At 38.4% G+C, this 16,079-nt stretch carries 16 protein-coding genes, 1 tRNA gene and 1 pseudogene; 7 read left to right on the top strand and 11 right to left on the bottom strand.

Translation table 11 applies throughout. From position 1 onward, the window contains the following. The first annotated feature begins 11 nt into the window (after nt 1-11). The 4 genes from VL047_RS10760 to VL047_RS10745 all read left to right on the top strand — a co-directional run bounded on the left by VL047_RS10760 (nt 12) and on the right by VL047_RS10745 (nt 4,163). Nucleotides 12-1,505: a GH3 auxin-responsive promoter family protein gene (locus tag VL047_RS10760; protein WP_325360451.1), complete on the top strand. Its 1,494-nt coding sequence runs from the start codon at nt 12-14 to the stop codon at nt 1,503-1,505. 4 nt (nt 1,506-1,509) lie between these two features. After that, nucleotides 1,510-2,694 carry a 1-deoxy-D-xylulose-5-phosphate reductoisomerase gene (locus VL047_RS10755; protein ID WP_325360571.1) on the top strand — a complete coding sequence of 395 codons (1,185 nt, stop codon included), beginning with the start codon at nt 1,510-1,512 and terminating at the stop codon, nt 2,692-2,694. 5 nt (nt 2,695-2,699) lie between these two features. Then, nucleotides 2,700-4,022 carry an RIP metalloprotease RseP gene (rseP, locus tag VL047_RS10750; RefSeq protein WP_325360449.1) on the top strand — a complete coding sequence of 441 codons (1,323 nt, stop codon included), beginning with the start codon at nt 2,700-2,702 and terminating at the stop codon, nt 4,020-4,022. Nucleotides 4,023-4,080: 58 nt separating this feature from the next. Further along, nucleotides 4,081-4,163, top strand: a tRNA-Leu gene (locus VL047_RS10745). Here the strand turns inward: VL047_RS10745 and VL047_RS13575 are convergent. Beyond that, on the bottom strand, nt 4,114-5,211 hold the full coding sequence (locus VL047_RS13575; protein ID WP_414635308.1) for a recombinase zinc beta ribbon domain-containing protein: 1,098 nt from the start codon (nt 5,209-5,211) through the stop codon (nt 4,114-4,116). The two genes, VL047_RS10745 and VL047_RS13575, sit on opposite strands and share 50 nt — an antisense overlap. A 111-nt stretch (nt 5,212-5,322) precedes the next feature. Between VL047_RS13575 and VL047_RS10740 the strand changes: the two genes are divergently transcribed. After that, complete coding sequence (locus VL047_RS10740; protein ID WP_325360447.1) at nt 5,323-5,547, top strand: zinc-binding dehydrogenase; 225 nt, start codon at nt 5,323-5,325, stop codon at nt 5,545-5,547. A gap of 193 nt (nt 5,548-5,740) precedes the next feature. Here VL047_RS10740 and VL047_RS10735 read toward each other — a convergent pair whose 3' ends face one another. From VL047_RS10735 to VL047_RS10695, 9 genes are all read right to left on the bottom strand, one after another. Continuing rightward, nucleotides 5,741-6,301: an alpha/beta hydrolase gene (locus VL047_RS10735; RefSeq protein WP_325360445.1), complete on the bottom strand. Its 561-nt coding sequence runs from the start codon at nt 6,299-6,301 to the stop codon at nt 5,741-5,743. After that, on the bottom strand, nt 6,264-6,560 hold the full coding sequence (locus VL047_RS10730; RefSeq protein WP_325360443.1) for a hypothetical protein: 297 nt from the start codon (nt 6,558-6,560) through the stop codon (nt 6,264-6,266). Before VL047_RS10730 ends, VL047_RS10735 begins: the two co-directional genes overlap by 38 nt. A 144-nt stretch (nt 6,561-6,704) precedes the next feature. After that, the gene (locus VL047_RS10725; RefSeq protein WP_325360441.1) at nt 6,705-7,859 is read right to left on the bottom strand and encodes an ABC transporter permease; all 1,155 of its coding nucleotides are present in this window, start codon (nt 7,857-7,859) and stop codon (nt 6,705-6,707) included. A gap of 3 nt (nt 7,860-7,862) precedes the next feature. After that, the gene (locus VL047_RS10720; RefSeq protein ID WP_325360439.1) at nt 7,863-8,813 is read right to left on the bottom strand and encodes an HlyD family secretion protein; all 951 of its coding nucleotides are present in this window, start codon (nt 8,811-8,813) and stop codon (nt 7,863-7,865) included. A gap of 30 nt (nt 8,814-8,843) precedes the next feature. Next, nucleotides 8,844-10,238: a TolC family protein gene (locus tag VL047_RS10715; RefSeq protein ID WP_325360437.1), complete on the bottom strand. Its 1,395-nt coding sequence runs from the start codon at nt 10,236-10,238 to the stop codon at nt 8,844-8,846. Nucleotides 10,239-10,248: 10 nt separating this feature from the next. After that, nucleotides 10,249-10,698 (bottom strand): MarR family transcriptional regulator, encoded by a 450-nt coding sequence (locus VL047_RS10710; protein WP_325360435.1) that lies wholly within the window; start codon nt 10,696-10,698, stop codon nt 10,249-10,251. Nucleotides 10,699-11,245: 547 nt separating this feature from the next. Beyond that, a complete protein-coding gene (locus VL047_RS10705; protein WP_325360433.1) occupies nt 11,246-11,560 on the bottom strand; it encodes a hypothetical protein in 315 nt (104 codons plus the stop codon). Between the two features lie 367 nt (nt 11,561-11,927). Continuing rightward, nucleotides 11,928-12,272, bottom strand: coding sequence for an efflux RND transporter periplasmic adaptor subunit (locus VL047_RS10700; RefSeq protein ID WP_325360431.1), 345 nt, complete (start codon nt 12,270-12,272; stop codon nt 11,928-11,930). Between the two features lie 158 nt (nt 12,273-12,430). Continuing rightward, complete coding sequence (locus VL047_RS10695) at nt 12,431-12,487, bottom strand: hypothetical protein (RefSeq protein ID WP_325360569.1); 57 nt, start codon at nt 12,485-12,487, stop codon at nt 12,431-12,433. 1,595 nt (nt 12,488-14,082) lie between these two features. On the opposite strand from VL047_RS10695, the gene VL047_RS10690 reads away from it, so the two are divergent. After that, the gene (locus VL047_RS10690; protein WP_325360429.1) at nt 14,083-14,805 is read left to right on the top strand and encodes a class I SAM-dependent methyltransferase; all 723 of its coding nucleotides are present in this window, start codon (nt 14,083-14,085) and stop codon (nt 14,803-14,805) included. Between the two features lie 2 nt (nt 14,806-14,807). On the opposite strand, the gene VL047_RS10685 is transcribed toward VL047_RS10690, so the two are convergent. Further along, the gene (locus VL047_RS10685) at nt 14,808-15,008 is read right to left on the bottom strand and encodes a hypothetical protein (RefSeq protein ID WP_325360427.1); all 201 of its coding nucleotides are present in this window, start codon (nt 15,006-15,008) and stop codon (nt 14,808-14,810) included. Nucleotides 15,009-15,214: 206 nt separating this feature from the next. Between VL047_RS10685 and VL047_RS10680 the strand changes: the two are divergent. After that, nucleotides 15,215-16,079, top strand: a pseudogene (locus tag VL047_RS10680) (sensor histidine kinase); the annotation flags it as partial.

The raw sequence follows: 16,079 nt of genomic DNA, 5'->3' as shown, positions 1-16,079 counted from the left end.
AATAAAAATTCATGGGTTTAAAAGCATCATTAAGTAAAGTCTATGCAGCTATTAATGCAAAGAAAATTACTCGTTGGCGTAAAGATGCAGTATCAATCCAACAGAAAGTACTCAACGAATTAATACATTCTGCAAGGAAAACTGCGTTCGGAAAGGATCATCATTTTGATAAAATAAAAAATTATGATGATTTTAAAAAGAGAGTCCCGGTTCAAGATTATGAAGGTTTAAGAAACTATATCGACAGAGTTGTAGCCGGTGAGTCTGATGTATTATGGCCTGGTAAACCAATCTATTTAGCTAAAACCTCTGGTACCACATCGGGTGTGAAATACATTCCTTTAACGAAAGCTTCTCTTCCTGAGCAAATTACTGCCGCTAGAGATGCCTTGTTGAACTATATTCATGAAACAGGCAATAATGATTTTGTCAACGGGAAAATAATATTTATTCAAGGAAGTCCCTTATTAGAGAAAAAGAAGGGAATTGATTTCGGAAGGCTTTCTGGAATTGTAGCTCATCATGTTCCTGAATATCTACAGAAAAATCGCTTACCATCCTTTGAAACGAATTGTATTGAAGATTGGGAAACGAAAATAGACGCCATTGTAGATGAAACGATAGACCAGGACTTAAGATTGATATCGGGCATTCCTCCTTGGATTCAGATGTATTTTGATAGGTTATCCGCTAAAGCTGATGGGAAAAAGATAAAAGATATTTTCAAAAACTTTAGTCTCTTTGTTTACGGTGGAGTTAATTATGAACCCTATCGTGCTAAATTAGAAGAGAGTATTGGTAAAAGTGTAGATTCCATAGAAACCTATCCTGCTTCAGAGGGCTTTATTGCTTTTCAGGATGTGCAAGGACAGAAAGGCATGTTATTGCTTCCTGATTCAGGAATCTTTTATGAATTTATTCCTGCAGATGAATATTTTAACGAAAACCCCACACGATTATCTTTAGAGCAGGTTGAATTAGGAGTTAATTACGTGCTTATTTTAAATACAAATGCCGGCCTTTGGGGTTACAGCTTAGGAGACACAGTAAAATTTGTTTCTTTAAATCCTTATCGTATTATTGTAAGTGGAAGGATTAAACATTTCATTTCAGCATTTGGCGAACATGTAATAGGCGAGGAGGTAGAACATGCTTTGCTATCGGTAGCTAAAAAGGAGGGTATAGAGATTGTTGAATTTACTGTTGCTCCGCAAGTAGTTCCAAAAGAGGGTGAGTTGCCTTTTCATGAGTGGTTTGTTGAGTTTAATAAAGCACCTCAAGATTTAGATGCTTTCCGATTAGAAGTAGATAAGGCTTTACAAAAGAAAAATCCTTATTATTTTGATTTGATTGAGGGCAAAGTGCTTCAGCCATTAAAGATGAGGAGCATGAAAAGAGGTGCGTTTATCGATTATATGCGTTCGAATGGGAAGTTGGGAGGACAGAATAAACTACCTCGTTTGGCCAATGATCGGAAGATTGCAGATGAATTAGAAAAATATTAAAGTGATTAAAAAGAATATAGCAATACTGGGTTCTACAGGAAGCGTTGGAACACAAACTCTTTCGGTTATAAGCGAATACCCTGATTTGTTTCAAGTGCAGGTTTTAACAGCTGCTAATAATTATCTGTTGCTGATAGAGCAGGCCAAAAAATATAAACCATTAGCTGTTGTTATCACAAATGAGAAGTATTATTCAATTGTAAACGAAGCTTTAAATAGCAGCGGAATTCAGGTTTATGCAGGTTCTGAGGCTTTAGTGGAAGTTGTTAAAATATCATCGCTTGATGTTATCTTAACGGCTTTGGTAGGCTTTTCCGGACTGGAACCAACGCTTGCAGCTATAAAAGAAGGAAAGACTATTGCTCTAGCTAATAAGGAAACGTTGGTAGTTGCAGGTGCTCTTGTAACGAAGGCTGCTAAAGAACATAATGCTAAGATTTTACCAGTTGATTCTGAACATTCTGCTATTTTTCAATGTCTGGTTGGAGAACAGAGTTCGACGATAGAAAAGATAATTCTGACAGCATCTGGTGGGCCATTTCGTGGAAAAGACCGTGCGTTTTTATCAACAGCTTCATCAAAACAAGCATTGAAACATCCTAATTGGCAGATGGGGGATAAAATCACGATCGATTCAGCAACCTTAATGAATAAGGGACTGGAGGTTATTGAAGCAAGATGGCTGTTTGATGTAGACCTACGCCAAATTGACGTAGTGATTCATCCACAATCTATCATTCACTCTATGGTGCAGTTTAAGGATGGATCTATTAAGGCGCAGTTGGGTTTACCCGATATGAAATTACCTATTCAATATGCACTTTTTTATCCGGAGAGGATTGAGAATGACCACCCACGCCTTGATTTTGAACAATTTTCACAGTTAACATTTGAGAAGCCGGATAGAGAAGTTTTTGCTAATCTAGATTTGGCTTATAAGGCATTGGAAGTTGGCGGATCAATGCCATGTGTGCTGAATGCTGCCAATGAAGTAGTAGTGGCAGCATTTTTGAAGCAGGAGATTGGTTTTCTTGAAATGAGTGATGTTATTGCTGATACCATGGCAAAAGCTAATTTTACAATGGAACCAAGTTTATCAGATTTTTTGGAAATTGATCGTTTAAGTAGGATTTATGCAGAAGAATCTGTGAAGAGAAAGAAAACTATAGCAAGTACAAATTTTAAATAAAATATATGGATGGTTTGATAATGGCCGGACAGTTAATTCTGGGCCTATCAATATTAATAGTGTTGCATGAATTAGGGCATTTTTTGGCTGCTCGTGCTTTTGGTATTAAAGTGGAGAAGTTCTATCTTTTCTTTGATGCTTGGGGAGTGAAGCTATTTAAGTTTAATTATAAAGGATGTGAATATGGTATCGGATGGCTGCCTTTGGGTGGTTATGTGAAAATTGCCGGAATGATTGACGAGTCGATGGATACTGAACAAATGGCAGGTCCACCTCAACCTCACGAGTTTAGATCAAAACCTGCTTGGCAACGATTAATTGTCATGCTAGGAGGCGTTTTCGTAAATATAGTTCTGGGTATTTTCATTTTCTGGATGATGACTTTTAAATACGGTGAAACATTTATCAGTAATGATAAGCTGGTTCAAGGTATTGTTCCTGGATCCATCGGCAAGGATATTGGTCTTGTTGCAGGAGATAGAATTACAGCAGTAGATGGTGAAAAAGTAGTTCGTTTTAACGAATTATTAAGCTCAAAAGTTTTGATGGGGGGTGTTGACCTAACTGTGGAACGTAATGGAACAACAGAGCATATCGCAGTTCCTAATGATGTCTTAAACGATGTTGCAGACTTTGGTATGGATGAGTTTGTCAGAGAACGCGTTTATTTAAATGGAATAGCTGACGTTCAGAAAGGCGGAGCTGCTGATCAGGCGGGATTTTTAGCAGGAGACAGCATTCTGGCATTAGCCGGAACACCTTTAACGTTTTTTGATGAATTTCAAGCGAAGCTAGCAGAGAATAAAAATAAGGAAGTTGATGCGTTGGTTTTTCGTAATGGACAAGAGATCAATCTTCAGATTAAAGTTCCGGAAGATGGTGTTTTAGGTGTTAGTATACCATTTAATCTTCCTGTTGAAACTGTTCAGTACAGTTTTTTACAATCTTTGCCTATTGGTGCTTCAAGAGCATGGGGCTCTTTAGTTGATAATGCAAAAGGACTTGGAAAAGTAGCTACCGGACAAGTGAAAGCGACAAAAGCTTTATCCGGACCCGTTGGAATTGCCGAGATGTTTGGTGCAGAAGTGAACTGGGTTCGTTTTTGGACATTAGTTGGTTTGCTTTCTATGGCATTGGCTTTAATGAATTTATTACCGATTCCAGGTCTCGATGGTGGTCATACTATGTTTTTGCTGATCGAGATGGTACAAGGGAAGCCTATGAGCGATAAATTTATGGAAACTGCTCAGTTGGTAGGCTTCGTTATAATTGTTGCACTGATGGTCTTTGTAATGGGTAATGATATTTTAAAATTGATTCAAAAATAGTTGAAATAAATTTTGCGGTTGGGCGATTAATAAATACATTTGCATCCCCAACAAGTATGCCCAGGTGGCGGAATTGGTAGACGCGTTGGTCTCAAACACCAATGGGAAACCGTGCCGGTTCGATCCCGGCCCTGGGTACCAAGCCGGAGTTAGTTCTAACTCCGGCTTTTTTATTTCCTAACATATTGTTAATCTGATAGATAAGTAAGGCGGCGGAGTTCACTTTGCCGGTTCGACCTTTACTTTCTATAATTGTCCATTTTTCTGGAAAGATCGAACCGATGATATAACGTTTTTGCTCAATATTGCCGTTAGAATATAATTCCATGAGCTTTTTGAGCCTTAACAAGGCTTCGTCAACAATTTCATTTATATCAGTCTCTACACTAGCCTTACTTTTTAATTCATTTAGTTGAGCTTCAAGACGAACGATTTTATCTTCGCACTTCGATTTCATGATCTTGTAGTCCTCAATATCTATGTCATCAGATAAAAGCAAAGCCCTAACTTTGGTCAATACATTATTTTGTTCTGAAATATCAGTCACCAACCGTTTTCTGTTTTTTTTAAAGCCCTTTTTATCATCACCTATGGCATCAAATATTACTTGCTTATATAGCTCAGCCATGCCAGGTTTAGGAACAAATTTTTGCAACTCTCTTTCGAAGTCAATATTTATTTCATCAGCTTTAAATCTCGCCTTACATGGAGCTTTGCAGTGATAGTAATAATAATACCTAGGCCTACCTTTAGAAGCACTTCCAGTGAGCGTTCGGTTGCATTCTGGACAGTACAAAAATCCCCTTAATGGTAAATTAATAGGTGTTTCAACTTTCACACGCATAGTTTTGGTGCGTCCGCTTAAAATATCCTGTACTTCCCAAAATGGCTTCTCACTAATTAAAGGCGTATGCTTGCCATTTGCAAGAAACATCTCATTATGTTCATCAGGAGGAACCATAACTTTTCCGCAATAAATTGGGTTGCGTATTGCTGCTAAAAAGGTGTTCCTTTTGCAGCGCAAGCCTCTTGCGCTGGCTAATTTCCAAACATGATCGGTTGGATAGAGGCCCTCTGCTATGGTTTTAAATGCCCATTTTAAATGCGAGGCCTCTGGTTCAATTAATTCTATGTATTTGGTTTTGTCTTCACGTATCCTATTGATATAGCCCGCAGGTGCTTTACCCATCCATCGACCCTCTAATTTACCTCTTCGCAACCCTGCAACAACATTTAAACCTCTCCTTAGATTGTCAACTTCGGCCTGTGAAATGTATACCGCAAGCATAATCCCACTGTCATGGGCAAGAGCCTCACCATCACAGGAAGTTTTCTAAAACCCCAGCCCGTGGAAGTGAAAACACAAATCGCACAGGAAGTAGAAAAAAACATCTGGCCCATGTTCGATTCTAAAAAAATCCATCCCATAATTTATAAAAAACTGCCATTAGCAGAAGCTGCCGATGCACATCGGTTAATGGAAAGCAATGAACATATCGGAAAGATTCTTTTAATAATGGATTAGTTTACCAATGCGTTATGCACTATAATAGTTCATCATTTCTGACTAAGATTATTAAAAATATTTTTAAGCAAGACACTATCATCTTTTTCAAATAAATCGATCAATACCGTGAAATGATCTGCTGCAGGAATTGCCTTAATGTCCGCTTTATATTTTTTTCTCTTTAGCAGGTTGTAATAATTTCCTGATTGCTTTACCAACTCTGGTTGCTCATCAGCGCCATAGTACAAAAGCACAGGGCTGAATGATCCATGGCAGGAAGCAAATTGTTTATTGGACTCAATTTTGAAGCTTCAAGCAGATTAAGTTGTAATGCTTGTCCAATTTTTTTTGTTTTAGAAACAGGTATAAGGTCAAATATTCCGCTTATTGGCATTACGGCGCCGGTTATTAAAGGGTGATCTTTAAGCATTGCCGCCAGGTGCCCTCCGGCTGAATGACCACTCACATAAACCGGAATTTTGGACATGGATTCTTTAAAAGTATTCGACAGGTACACTTGTATTTTATCTAATGCAGTACCCAGCTCGTTTACAATAGCGGTCATGCTTACACGAGGTATTTGTTCTCCAAACTTTTCATTCTCTTTGGTCAAATCATACTCAATCAATATGACATCTATATTTCTTTCGAGTAGTTTTTTTGCGACAAAGGCATAGGATTCTTTTTTCACTTCGCCCTGCCAATATCCTCCATGAATAAAAATAAATACCCCTTCAGGATTTCTTAAATGCTGGATTGTGAAAATGATCAAAGGTTTCTCTTTTGCCTAAGCCGTACGGTATATCTCTGTGTAATAGGTACTTTTCATAGATTGGCTCGCTTCTTTCTTTAAAGCCATTAATAACGCTCAATGCATAGTCTTTACCCAAATATCCAAAAGTGTCATATTCTTCTACACCTGTATTTGCACCTGGGCGAACCGGCCTGGAAGTATCTCTTGATTGTCCGGACGCGTTTATTGTAAAAAAACAAGCAAACACAAGCATTGATAAATAGGTTTTAAAATTCATAACACTGTTTATAATTTCATTATTTATTTGCAAAATTACTTACTTCGTTGAGCAGCAATAAGCTAAAGTTAATTTTAGTTAATTTATAACGATCGGGCAGGTTTCCGGATTAGCCGCGGTGTTTCTTAATCAACAAAATTATTTCTAAAATTTCCCCGTTGCCTGCCTTCTTTTAAAATACAAGGCAATTATTGACCCGGCGGCACACACTAACCCGATCCACACCATACTCATTACATACGGGACCGTTTGCTGTATGGTTCCATCCTCTACCAGTAAAGTTCTAAATGCTTTTAAGAAATGAGTAAGCGGTATACCCGAAGCAATATGCTGCACCCACACAGGCATTTGGCTAAGAGGCCATGTAAAACCACTTAAAATAAAACTCGGCGTGGCAACCACCATCAATACTTCTGTAGCTTTTAGCTGGTTGGGGATCAAAATACTTACCAGAATACCCATAAAGCTTACCGCCAGCACAAATACGCCGGCTATCAGCGTAAGGCCGCCCAAATTTTCCTTTATCGGTATGCGAAACCAGAAAGTAAAGCCAAAATACATCAGCCATATTCCAAAGCTCATGATGAGGTAAGGAATGACTTTCACTGCGATCATACTGAAAACAGAGGTTCTTCTTGTCAACTCGGCGAAAGTGCCGTTTTCGAATTCGCTGGCAAAAGAAAGCGCTAAAGCCAGGAGCAATACCTGCTGCAAAACCGTGGCCAAAACACCGGGCCACAGGAAATACATATAGTTGGTACTCCGGTTAAATTTTTTGATAAAAGTTGTTTTGAATGGTTCATACGAACTCATCAGTAAATTTTCGGGTGTACCCTGTTTACGAAGCGTTTCCATTTGTGTACCCGCTTTAAAGGTTCCTAAAACCAATTGTATAGCGCCGGAGGCATAATTGGCGGTAAGAACATTACTGGTATTTACAATGGTAACGATTTCCGGGTTTTTCCTGGTAAGTACATCCTTTTCAAAATCCTTAGGGATCATTACCACACAATCCGCATCCAGATCAAGCACTTGTTTTGACAAACCGGACTCATCATTTTTCACCAATGCCACCTTTAATATTTCATTGTCGCCTAACATTTCTATCACCTTTTGGCTCATGCTGCTCCGGTCTTCATCCACAACGATAATGGGCAAATCTGTTACCTTCCCTTTTTGGTACACGTAGCCCAGTAACACGCCATACATAATGGGTGCGCCGATGAATAGCAAACGGAGAATACGGTTGGCCCAGAATAATTTAAACTCCCGCCCGAGTAAACTAAAAAAGTTCTTCATTTCTTATAATTTAAGAGTCACTGTAGTTTGGGAAAAAACATTTTTTACATCCGCTATATTTATGGGTGTGGCCTGTATCTCAAATAAAGATTCCTGCATTTCGTAATCGGGATAAGCGGTAGCGATATTTGCATAAGCGCCCAACTTTTTTACCAAAGTGATGGTGCACGGAACATCGCGGTTTTCATATACGACGTGAACTTTTACCTCCATTCCTTTCTTCACTTTATTCAATTCGCTTTCCGGAAGGGTAAACCTGAAATACATACTGCCTGGTAAAGTGCCCTTAAAAAGAGTATATCCGGGAAGCGCCAGTTCGCCAGGTTTTAAAGTAATGGTTTCAATGGTCATGTCAGCGGGTGCAATAATATAGCGCTCTTTCTCTGCGGTGTTTACTTCCTGCAGCGCGCCTAATGCCCTTTTCTTTTGCCCCAGCGCCATGGTTTGTTGCTCTATCCGCACCCCATGCTGTACGTCAGCTATTTCGGCTTCCACCGCTTCCAGTTGTGCCTTTGCGCCTTGGTATTTTGCATAGGCCTCATCATAGGTTTGCTGGGCTATCAGTGAATCTTTTACCATGTTTTTTAGCCGGTCAACCGATTTTTGCGCATAAGTATATTGCTCCATAAGAGCGCTTTTCTTTGCCGCTAGCTGCGTCAGTTGATTTTTTGTAGCTCCGTTCACACTCATCTGGTATTGTGCCGAGGCCGATTCTACCGCACCGGCGGCCTGCGCTTTTTTGGCATCCACTTCGGGTATGTCGAGCACTGCAAGAGTATCTCCTTTTTTTACGCATTCTCCTTCTTTTACCAATACATCAGCGATTCGTCCGGCAATTTTTCCGGTTACGGCAATTTCTTCCTGTTCGGTTTTTCCTTGTATTCCGCTATCTTTTAGTTTGCTTCCGCAGCTTGTTAGAAAAATCGCAGCGATAAGGATGGTTATTTTGTTCATTTGTATGCAGTTCTAAAATGATTAAATTGTTTATTTATATTGAATTTGTTGAGACAATTTTCCGGTTGACATTAAGGCTTCCAAAGCTGCCTGCCTCTGATTGATAAGTACCTCTGTTTTCCTTTGCCCGGCTTTGAAGTAATCATTTTCAGCTTCCAGCCGCTGAGAAATAGAGATCAATCCCTGGGTATATTGTTTACCCGCCAGGACGAGGTTGTTTTTTGCAATAGTTTCCTGTTGATTGGCCAGGTCTATCTGTTTCCATTGCGTGGTATAGGTTGAATATTTGTGCTTTAATAATAAGTTCAGTTTATCCCGGCTGTCTGACAGTTTATTCTCCAACTGCCTTTTATTTATTTCTGCTTCCTGCACTTTATGTTTTCGTTGAAATCCGCCAAAGATTTCCCATTTCAGTGCGATACCTGCCATCCAGTTGGGCGCCACGGTGAATTGATTCAGCTTCAGATTCGGCTGTGGCAATTGAGAAGGCAGCGGAAAGGGAAATTTCAGATTTGAGTTCACATCAAACAAACTGGTATAAGAGGCGCCGGCGAAGGCAACCACACCCGGCAGGTAAGTGCCTTTCTCTTTTTTAATCAAATAATCCGCCGCATTTTTATAAGCTTTCAGCGCTTCCAACTCCTGTTTGTTATCCACGTTTAAATTGTCCTGCAACACAAACGGGCTGAGTTCATAAGAAATGGCCGCCAACTCCTCTTCAGGCATTCCCGTCAGGTAAGAAAGTTTTTCAAACAATACTTTTTTTGACTCTTCCAATTCTGTTCTTTTTGATTCCAGTTCCAGGCGGGCCAGCTTAATTTTATCGCGATCGAAGGGTATGGCAAGCCCGTTTTGGATGCCTTTTTCCACTCTTTCTTCTTCTTTTCTTAACCGCTGATCGGTTTCTTCAATAAGTTTCGCTGAAGCTTCGATCAATTTTAGCTTGTCGAAGCTTTCTATAACATCTGCGATCAGGTTGTCTTTGTCGGTTTCTATCAGCAGGGAATCTCCGATGGCCTTTTGGTTCAATGCCCTGGCTCCGTTTTGAATTTGCCCTCCACTAAATATAATGCTTTTGGCCATTACCCCACCGTGTAAGGCATTTGCCCGGTTATCCATCTTTGTTTTTCCTTGAAATAATTCTATTCCGGTAATGGGAAGTGTTATCGAAGGCGCATCCAAGGTAATGTTATTGTTCAAATAGGCATAACCGGCGGTTGCTTCTATTGTGGGAACATGTTTATTGAGTACAGATTTTTGCTCCATTTGCACTTTTTGCACATCCAGTTGCTTATTAGTGATTTCTCTACTTTGCGTAAGCGCCTGCTCTATGGGTTTTTGTAAAATGGCCGGCAGTTGTAACTGCGCATACAAAGTAACAGATAAAAGCTGCAATCCGATAGCTGCTATTAATGCTTTTTTCATGATTCGGTGATTATAATTCAAGGTTTTGAATATTATTATTGATCTGCTCAAACGTTTTTCTCAGGTTGCTGAGTTGTGCATCGCTGATATCTTTGGTAGCCCCTTCAACGGTTTTTGTTAACGCCTTTACTACTTTAGCTTGCACGCTTTTTCCTTTTTGGGTAAGGAAAATGAGGTTGCTGCGCCTGTCCGTTGCATGAGCTCGTCGTTCTATAAAACCTTCCTTTTGCAAGTTATCGAGCAAGCGGGTAATGCCGGGCCGGTCGCGGTGGGTAACATTGGCAAGGCGCTGCTGTGTACAGCCGTCTTCTTTCCACAAAACCGCCATCACGCTCCACTGTTCCCTCGAAAGCGGTATCTGTTCTTCTTTGAGATGATAACTCAATAGCCTGTCCATATTCAGTGGGGTGCGCCCGGTAAGGAGATGAATAATGTCTTCATTTTTTAATGTTGTTGTCATGGCAATTGTTGTTGGAATAACAAAATTACATCAAATTCTGTTTATAGCAAAAGTTTTTATTGTTTTTTCTTAAAATAAAAGAAACGCATTCCTTTCTGAGGGTAAAGCTCTATGCGAATAAATGTAACGCAATTAGCTGATTTTGTAATTTCTAAAAGCGATATGTATATTTTAAAAAAAATAGAACAAATTAAAAATTTAGGTAGAGTTCAGCAAGTTTCCAGTATTCGGTGGATAAACCTGAAATCAAATCTTTATGCAATTTCGCTAACGTGCCAAATTAGGCACATTTGATAGGCATACAAGCTGACATACAAAAGTTAACCTTGAAAAAAAAGCCTGCCTAGTTCCTATGCTTCCGAGATATACTCTACTCGGTTGACACAGACTTTCAATTTCAATTACCAAGATGAAGGGCGGACATACAACATTAAGAACAATAGCTGCAGCCCCGCCATAACAAAGCCCCATATTAAATGAGATTTGTGGAGGCTTGCTATACTGCCCCCGATTCTTTAGACCATTTTTCTTCATTTCTTAGTTTGTTTTATGCAGCTTTTAGATACATTTCGGATGGTTTATTCCTAGCGATTCCCTGGTGTGCTTTATAGTGATATTTGTTCAGCCATTCTTTAATCCCTATATACAAACTGATTCCATCTGTTGCCGGGAACAGATGAATGTGCTGGTATTTAATTGTACGCCAAAACTGTTCTATATAAACATTATCCAAGGCTCTTCCATTTCTGGTCAAATACCTGGAATGATTTTTCCAGAAATTCACGTAGCCCAAAAGTTGATGAACACTAAACTTTAAATCCGATGTTTGTTGCGAATTGGGCACTAATGGCTTTTTTTCCATTAGTGCCCTGATTTGCGTTCTTACTTCTTCAATGCCATGTGAATTATTGATGCGATGCCCATCCCGTAATGGATATTTAGGGAAGCATGGTTATTTTTTTATTTTACCCTCTTTTATTTCTTCCGATGGTTTCAAAATGATTTTATCCTCTGGAGAAAGATTTCCGAAAACTTCTGTCAGTGTATCTAAACGAATACCCTCGCTTACGGCAATCCGTTTTACTTCATCGTTAAAACATACATTCCAGATTGTGTATTTAAAACCGATTTATTTTTTACCCAATACGATGGATTTTTACGCTGTAATTTTAGTTTTACCAGTGCATAATCACCCCCGTCCCTGCAATTTACCTGATGAGTTGTTTACATCAAACTCCAAATGTGAGGGAACGGTCCTGCTGGTCGAGCAAGCCAAATGTACGGGAAAGTTTGGCATCGAATGTTTTGCCCGGCTGTGAGCTAATGGTAAATGTTGCGGGCATATCTTGTTTTACGGATGCGGCGTGTTTTTCAGTCAGGGATCGTAACTTATTGCCCTGCGCCATCATAAACAAAGGCGTGTTACTTCCTGTACCAGCCAAAGCACCAAAAGAAACATTTCTCTGTGTAATAATCCCGTCGAAAGGCGCTGTAATGCGTAAATACTGCTGCAACTGCGAAGAATGCGTTGTATCTGCTTTGGAAGCATCATAAGCGGATTTGGCACTTTCCATAGCACTTTTAGCCCTGTCCAATTCCATTCCGCAACGGCTCTCCTTGTTTTGGAAGCCGTTACCAATTGGACATAAGCCTGTTTTGCATACAGGTAATCACTGTGTACCTTTTGTTCAGATGATTTGCTCGAAAGATATTGCTGCTGCATTTCGGGAGCTTACAATACCGCTAAAAGCTGTCCTTTGCGAACCCTGTCGCCACGGTCAACATACATTTTTTGCACAACGCCCGTAACCTTTGCAAATACAGCTCGTAGGGTTTCAATTCCGCCGGAACAGATATTTCGTATTCGGGATTGATGAACTGTACCGGAGCCGCCTTATAATTCACGGCTTTTGGCTGTTCGGTCTTAACCTGCTCTTTTTCCTTTTCTTTTTGGGAACAAGCCGAAAGCAGAACTACCAGTGAAGCGGCCAATGCTATTACTACTGTTGATTTTCTATTTATTGTAATGGATTTATGCGCGGTGACGATTATGATATTAATAAGGCATACGATCTCCTCAATTAGATTTTTTATTAACATGAGATTTAGATGAACATACACGATGGTAATACCAGGAAAAATAGAAGAAATGGTATCTGTTCTGGCTGATAGTATTTATACATATCCTCATTTCTGGCAGAATGTTGTTTAAAGATAGTTGATCAGGAAGATTATCAGAAAAAAGAAAGCAGGTTCTTTTATTCAATGTTATTTAAGGTTTCCAATGAACTCGCCGTTATAGAAACTCTGTTTAAGAACTTTTATCAAAAAGCGGCATTTCAAAGCAGTATGTTTTTGATTTTGCGTACCATTTTATCAGATTGTTTCGCTGCATGGCACGTAATTAAATTAAAGGAATTAGGTAAAGATCACTTATATATGATTGATTTAATAGACTACGACCATGTGTCGTTTGCTATAAAACAATAATAGGAACATTCAACCAAATACACCAGTTGTCAAAAGAAGAAATTGATAGACAGATCGAAAAAGTAAAAGCCGCCATGAAATTTCTTTGAATTGCACATAAATGAGGAAGGGCGGATACTGAAAAACTCTGTTGACAATACGTACAAGGTTTATTCGGAATCGATGTACAAAAAGTCTAGAGAATTATAGAATCAACTGGATGGCTTCTAGTTTGATTAGCAATTCTTTCTATTGATTTCTATATCTTATCTGAAATTAATAACTTCATTTGTTGCATGGAAGGACACCAATATTATGGATTATTCAAATTTAACAAAGACGTTTCAGGACTTAACAAATGCCTATTTCCAATTTTCTCGAAATAGGATAACCATAAGTGTACATCACGCGCCGTCTCCATTTTTACGTTGTTCAAAATCAATATAAAAATTTTGGAGCTGACGTTTCCTTGTAATCGGATGCGATACATCCATTAATCTCGGAAGAAAACCGTAACAAATACGTAACGAAGCTAAATTTTGAAATCCCAAAAAAAAGACATTATATTGTTCCTGTAAGTCAGAAACGAGGATTTTGTTCTATATAAGGCCATCAGACTAGAAGACTCATAATCTTTTACCCTAGTTTCGCGTTGAAGATACTCAAGCTTTTGTAAATATCTTAATTATTTAAGGGTCATATTTATATGTTTTATATAGGTATGCCGATGATTTTAAGTAAATCTTCCTTAAACTGGTTCGATTGTAATATGTCTAAGGGTACCAAGCCGGAGTAATAACTTCTCGAAGTTTTTACTCCGGCTTTTTTCGTTTACCATGTGCTGAATCGATAAAATAATTATATTTATATAGCCTATCTTTTAATAGATAGAAGATACCTGAGTTTTATCTAAATATGAAAACAAATCATTCCCAAAAAGCCAGTAACGAAGAAATCAGAGAAAGATTCGATAATGATGTTGAACGCTTTTCCAATCTTGAAACCGGACAACAAACAACCATTGATGCACCATTAACAATGGAACTTTGCACAGAAGCTGCAAAATATATCAATCCACAAGCAAAAGAATTATTAGATATAGGTTGTGGAGCAGGTAACTACAGCTTAAAGATGCTCAGTAAAATTCCTGATCTGAATTGCACGCTGAATGATTTAAGTATGCCGATGTTGGAGAGAGCAAAGGAAAGGATATCAGCGCAGACAAGTGGTAAAGTTACGATCATCCAAGATGATATGCGTAACCTGGATTTACCCAATAATAAGTTCGATATTATATTAGCTGCTGCTACGCTTCACCACTTACGCAGCGATGCCGATTGGGAGCTTGTTTTCACCAAATTTTACAATGCTTTAAAACCTGGAGGCAGTATCTGGATTTCGGATCTAATTACGCATGATTCCGAACAAATCAATAAACTTTTTCAAGACAAATATAGAGCTTACCTTGAAACGTTGGGTGGTCCGGAATATGGGCAAAAGGTCTTTGATTATATTGAATATGAAGACACACCACGTTCCCTAAACTATCAACTTGCTTTGTTAAATAAAGTAGGTTTTAAAGCGACTGAAATACTCCATAAGAATTCGTATTTCGCTGCTTTTGGAGGGATAAAATAGCATCATAAATGAGAATCGATTGCATTTAGAACTTTAAAATTTTGATAGGGAGCTAGGAATATCACCGACCGACTTTCCGAAACATAGTTGATACCATCCGTTTCATAACTAACAGGCTTACTCGCTAGCAGGATATGATATTTGCTGGAGCTAGATTTTTTAAAAAATGCCTGCGCTTCAATAGTTTGAACACTGATATTCATAAGTACAAAGATATTCCATTTTTCACTCTTTATTGTCTTCTAAATCGATATAGGCATTATTTCTTAAAGCAACCTGCCGGGTATAACGTGCTGTAGTTCAAAGAAGCAAATGAAAAAGGTCAGGATTTTCCTAAAAAAATAATACTAAATTTGAGGAGTATTGTTAGCTTATTACTTATAAATCATAGATTACAGTCTTATTATTCATGCCCAAATTCCAATTGTTTAATAACCTCTCATTAGAAGAAGAAGATGGTTTATGGTTGGCTCTAATAGGAAGCCCCTCAAGGTTCTCTTTAGAAAGCAGAATATTTCATTCAATTAGTATTGGGTTAATACCCATGGCATTTATCTATATATTCTATAATCTGTACGCCGATCTTTATGTTAGTTCTATAGCAGCCCTGGTTTTAGTTGTATTTTTTTCTCAGCAATATTATAATTCAAGAATTCGTGGTAGGCATCATAATAGTACTTTATTTGGAATAGTAGGAATCTTGATTTTTAGTCTTATCTTTTTTTCAAGTTCTGGTATTGATGGTTCTACAGATGCAATATGGCCAGCTTATTTAATACTGATATTCTCGATAACACCTTATAGGCAACATCTTACATGGCTGATCATATATCTATTGAGCTTTTCTTTAGTACACTTTATTGGCTATTATTATCCTTTTTTAGTGGAATATCCGTACGAAGGAGGGACCAAAGAGCAGTTTATTGATCGTATCACTGCATTTCCCATCCCGGTCATTGCTACTTATATAATCATTACTTTTATTAGAAAGAGCCATGACAAAGAGAAAGAAATTGCGGAAATTAAAACTTTGTCGGCAGAATCCAGCAAAGAAGAAGTGATGATTCAAAAACGTCAGCTGGAAGAAAGTAATCTGGAGAAGAGCAAATTAATGTCTATCATATCACATGATCTAAGAGCTCCATTAATGAATATACAAAGTTATTTGGTACTGCTTAATGAAAATGAGGTAGATAGTGCAATGCGTCCTGTATTAGAAAAAGCCTTGCTTAAATCTACTAATAATGCAATGGATATGTTTTCCAATTTATTGC

The organism is Albibacterium sp., from assembly GCF_035514885.1.
Classification (GTDB): domain Bacteria; phylum Bacteroidota; class Bacteroidia; order Sphingobacteriales; family Sphingobacteriaceae; genus Albibacterium.
This window is presented reverse-complemented; position numbering and strand designations above follow the sequence as displayed.

Excerpts from the sequence above, each read along its gene's own strand:
- VL047_RS10760 (WP_325360451.1), top strand. The coding sequence starts at position 12 with ATGGGTTTAAAAGCATCATTAAGTAAAGTCTATGCAGCTATTAATGCA.
- rseP (WP_325360449.1), top strand. The coding sequence starts at position 2,700 with ATGGATGGTTTGATAATGGCCGGACAGTTAATTCTGGGCCTATCAATA.
- VL047_RS13575 (WP_414635308.1), bottom strand. The coding sequence starts at position 5,211 with ATGGGTAAAGCACCTGCGGGCTATATCAATAGGATACGTGAAGACAAA.
- VL047_RS10740 (WP_325360447.1), top strand. The coding sequence starts at position 5,323 with ATGGGCAAGAGCCTCACCATCACAGGAAGTTTTCTAAAACCCCAGCCC.
- VL047_RS10730 (WP_325360443.1), bottom strand. The coding sequence starts at position 6,560 with ATGAATTTTAAAACCTATTTATCAATGCTTGTGTTTGCTTGTTTTTTT.
- VL047_RS10725 (WP_325360441.1), bottom strand. The coding sequence starts at position 7,859 with ATGAAGAACTTTTTTAGTTTACTCGGGCGGGAGTTTAAATTATTCTGG.
- VL047_RS10720 (WP_325360439.1), bottom strand. The coding sequence starts at position 8,813 with ATGAACAAAATAACCATCCTTATCGCTGCGATTTTTCTAACAAGCTGC.
- VL047_RS10715 (WP_325360437.1), bottom strand. The coding sequence starts at position 10,238 with ATGAAAAAAGCATTAATAGCAGCTATCGGATTGCAGCTTTTATCTGTT.
- VL047_RS10710 (WP_325360435.1), bottom strand. The coding sequence starts at position 10,698 with ATGACAACAACATTAAAAAATGAAGACATTATTCATCTCCTTACCGGG.
- VL047_RS10705 (WP_325360433.1), bottom strand. The coding sequence starts at position 11,560 with ATGGAAAAAAAGCCATTAGTGCCCAATTCGCAACAAACATCGGATTTA.
- VL047_RS10700 (WP_325360431.1), bottom strand. The coding sequence starts at position 12,272 with ATGGAAAGTGCCAAATCCGCTTATGATGCTTCCAAAGCAGATACAACG.
- VL047_RS10690 (WP_325360429.1), top strand. The coding sequence starts at position 14,083 with ATGAAAACAAATCATTCCCAAAAAGCCAGTAACGAAGAAATCAGAGAA.
- VL047_RS10685 (WP_325360427.1), bottom strand. The coding sequence starts at position 15,008 with ATGAATATCAGTGTTCAAACTATTGAAGCGCAGGCATTTTTTAAAAAA.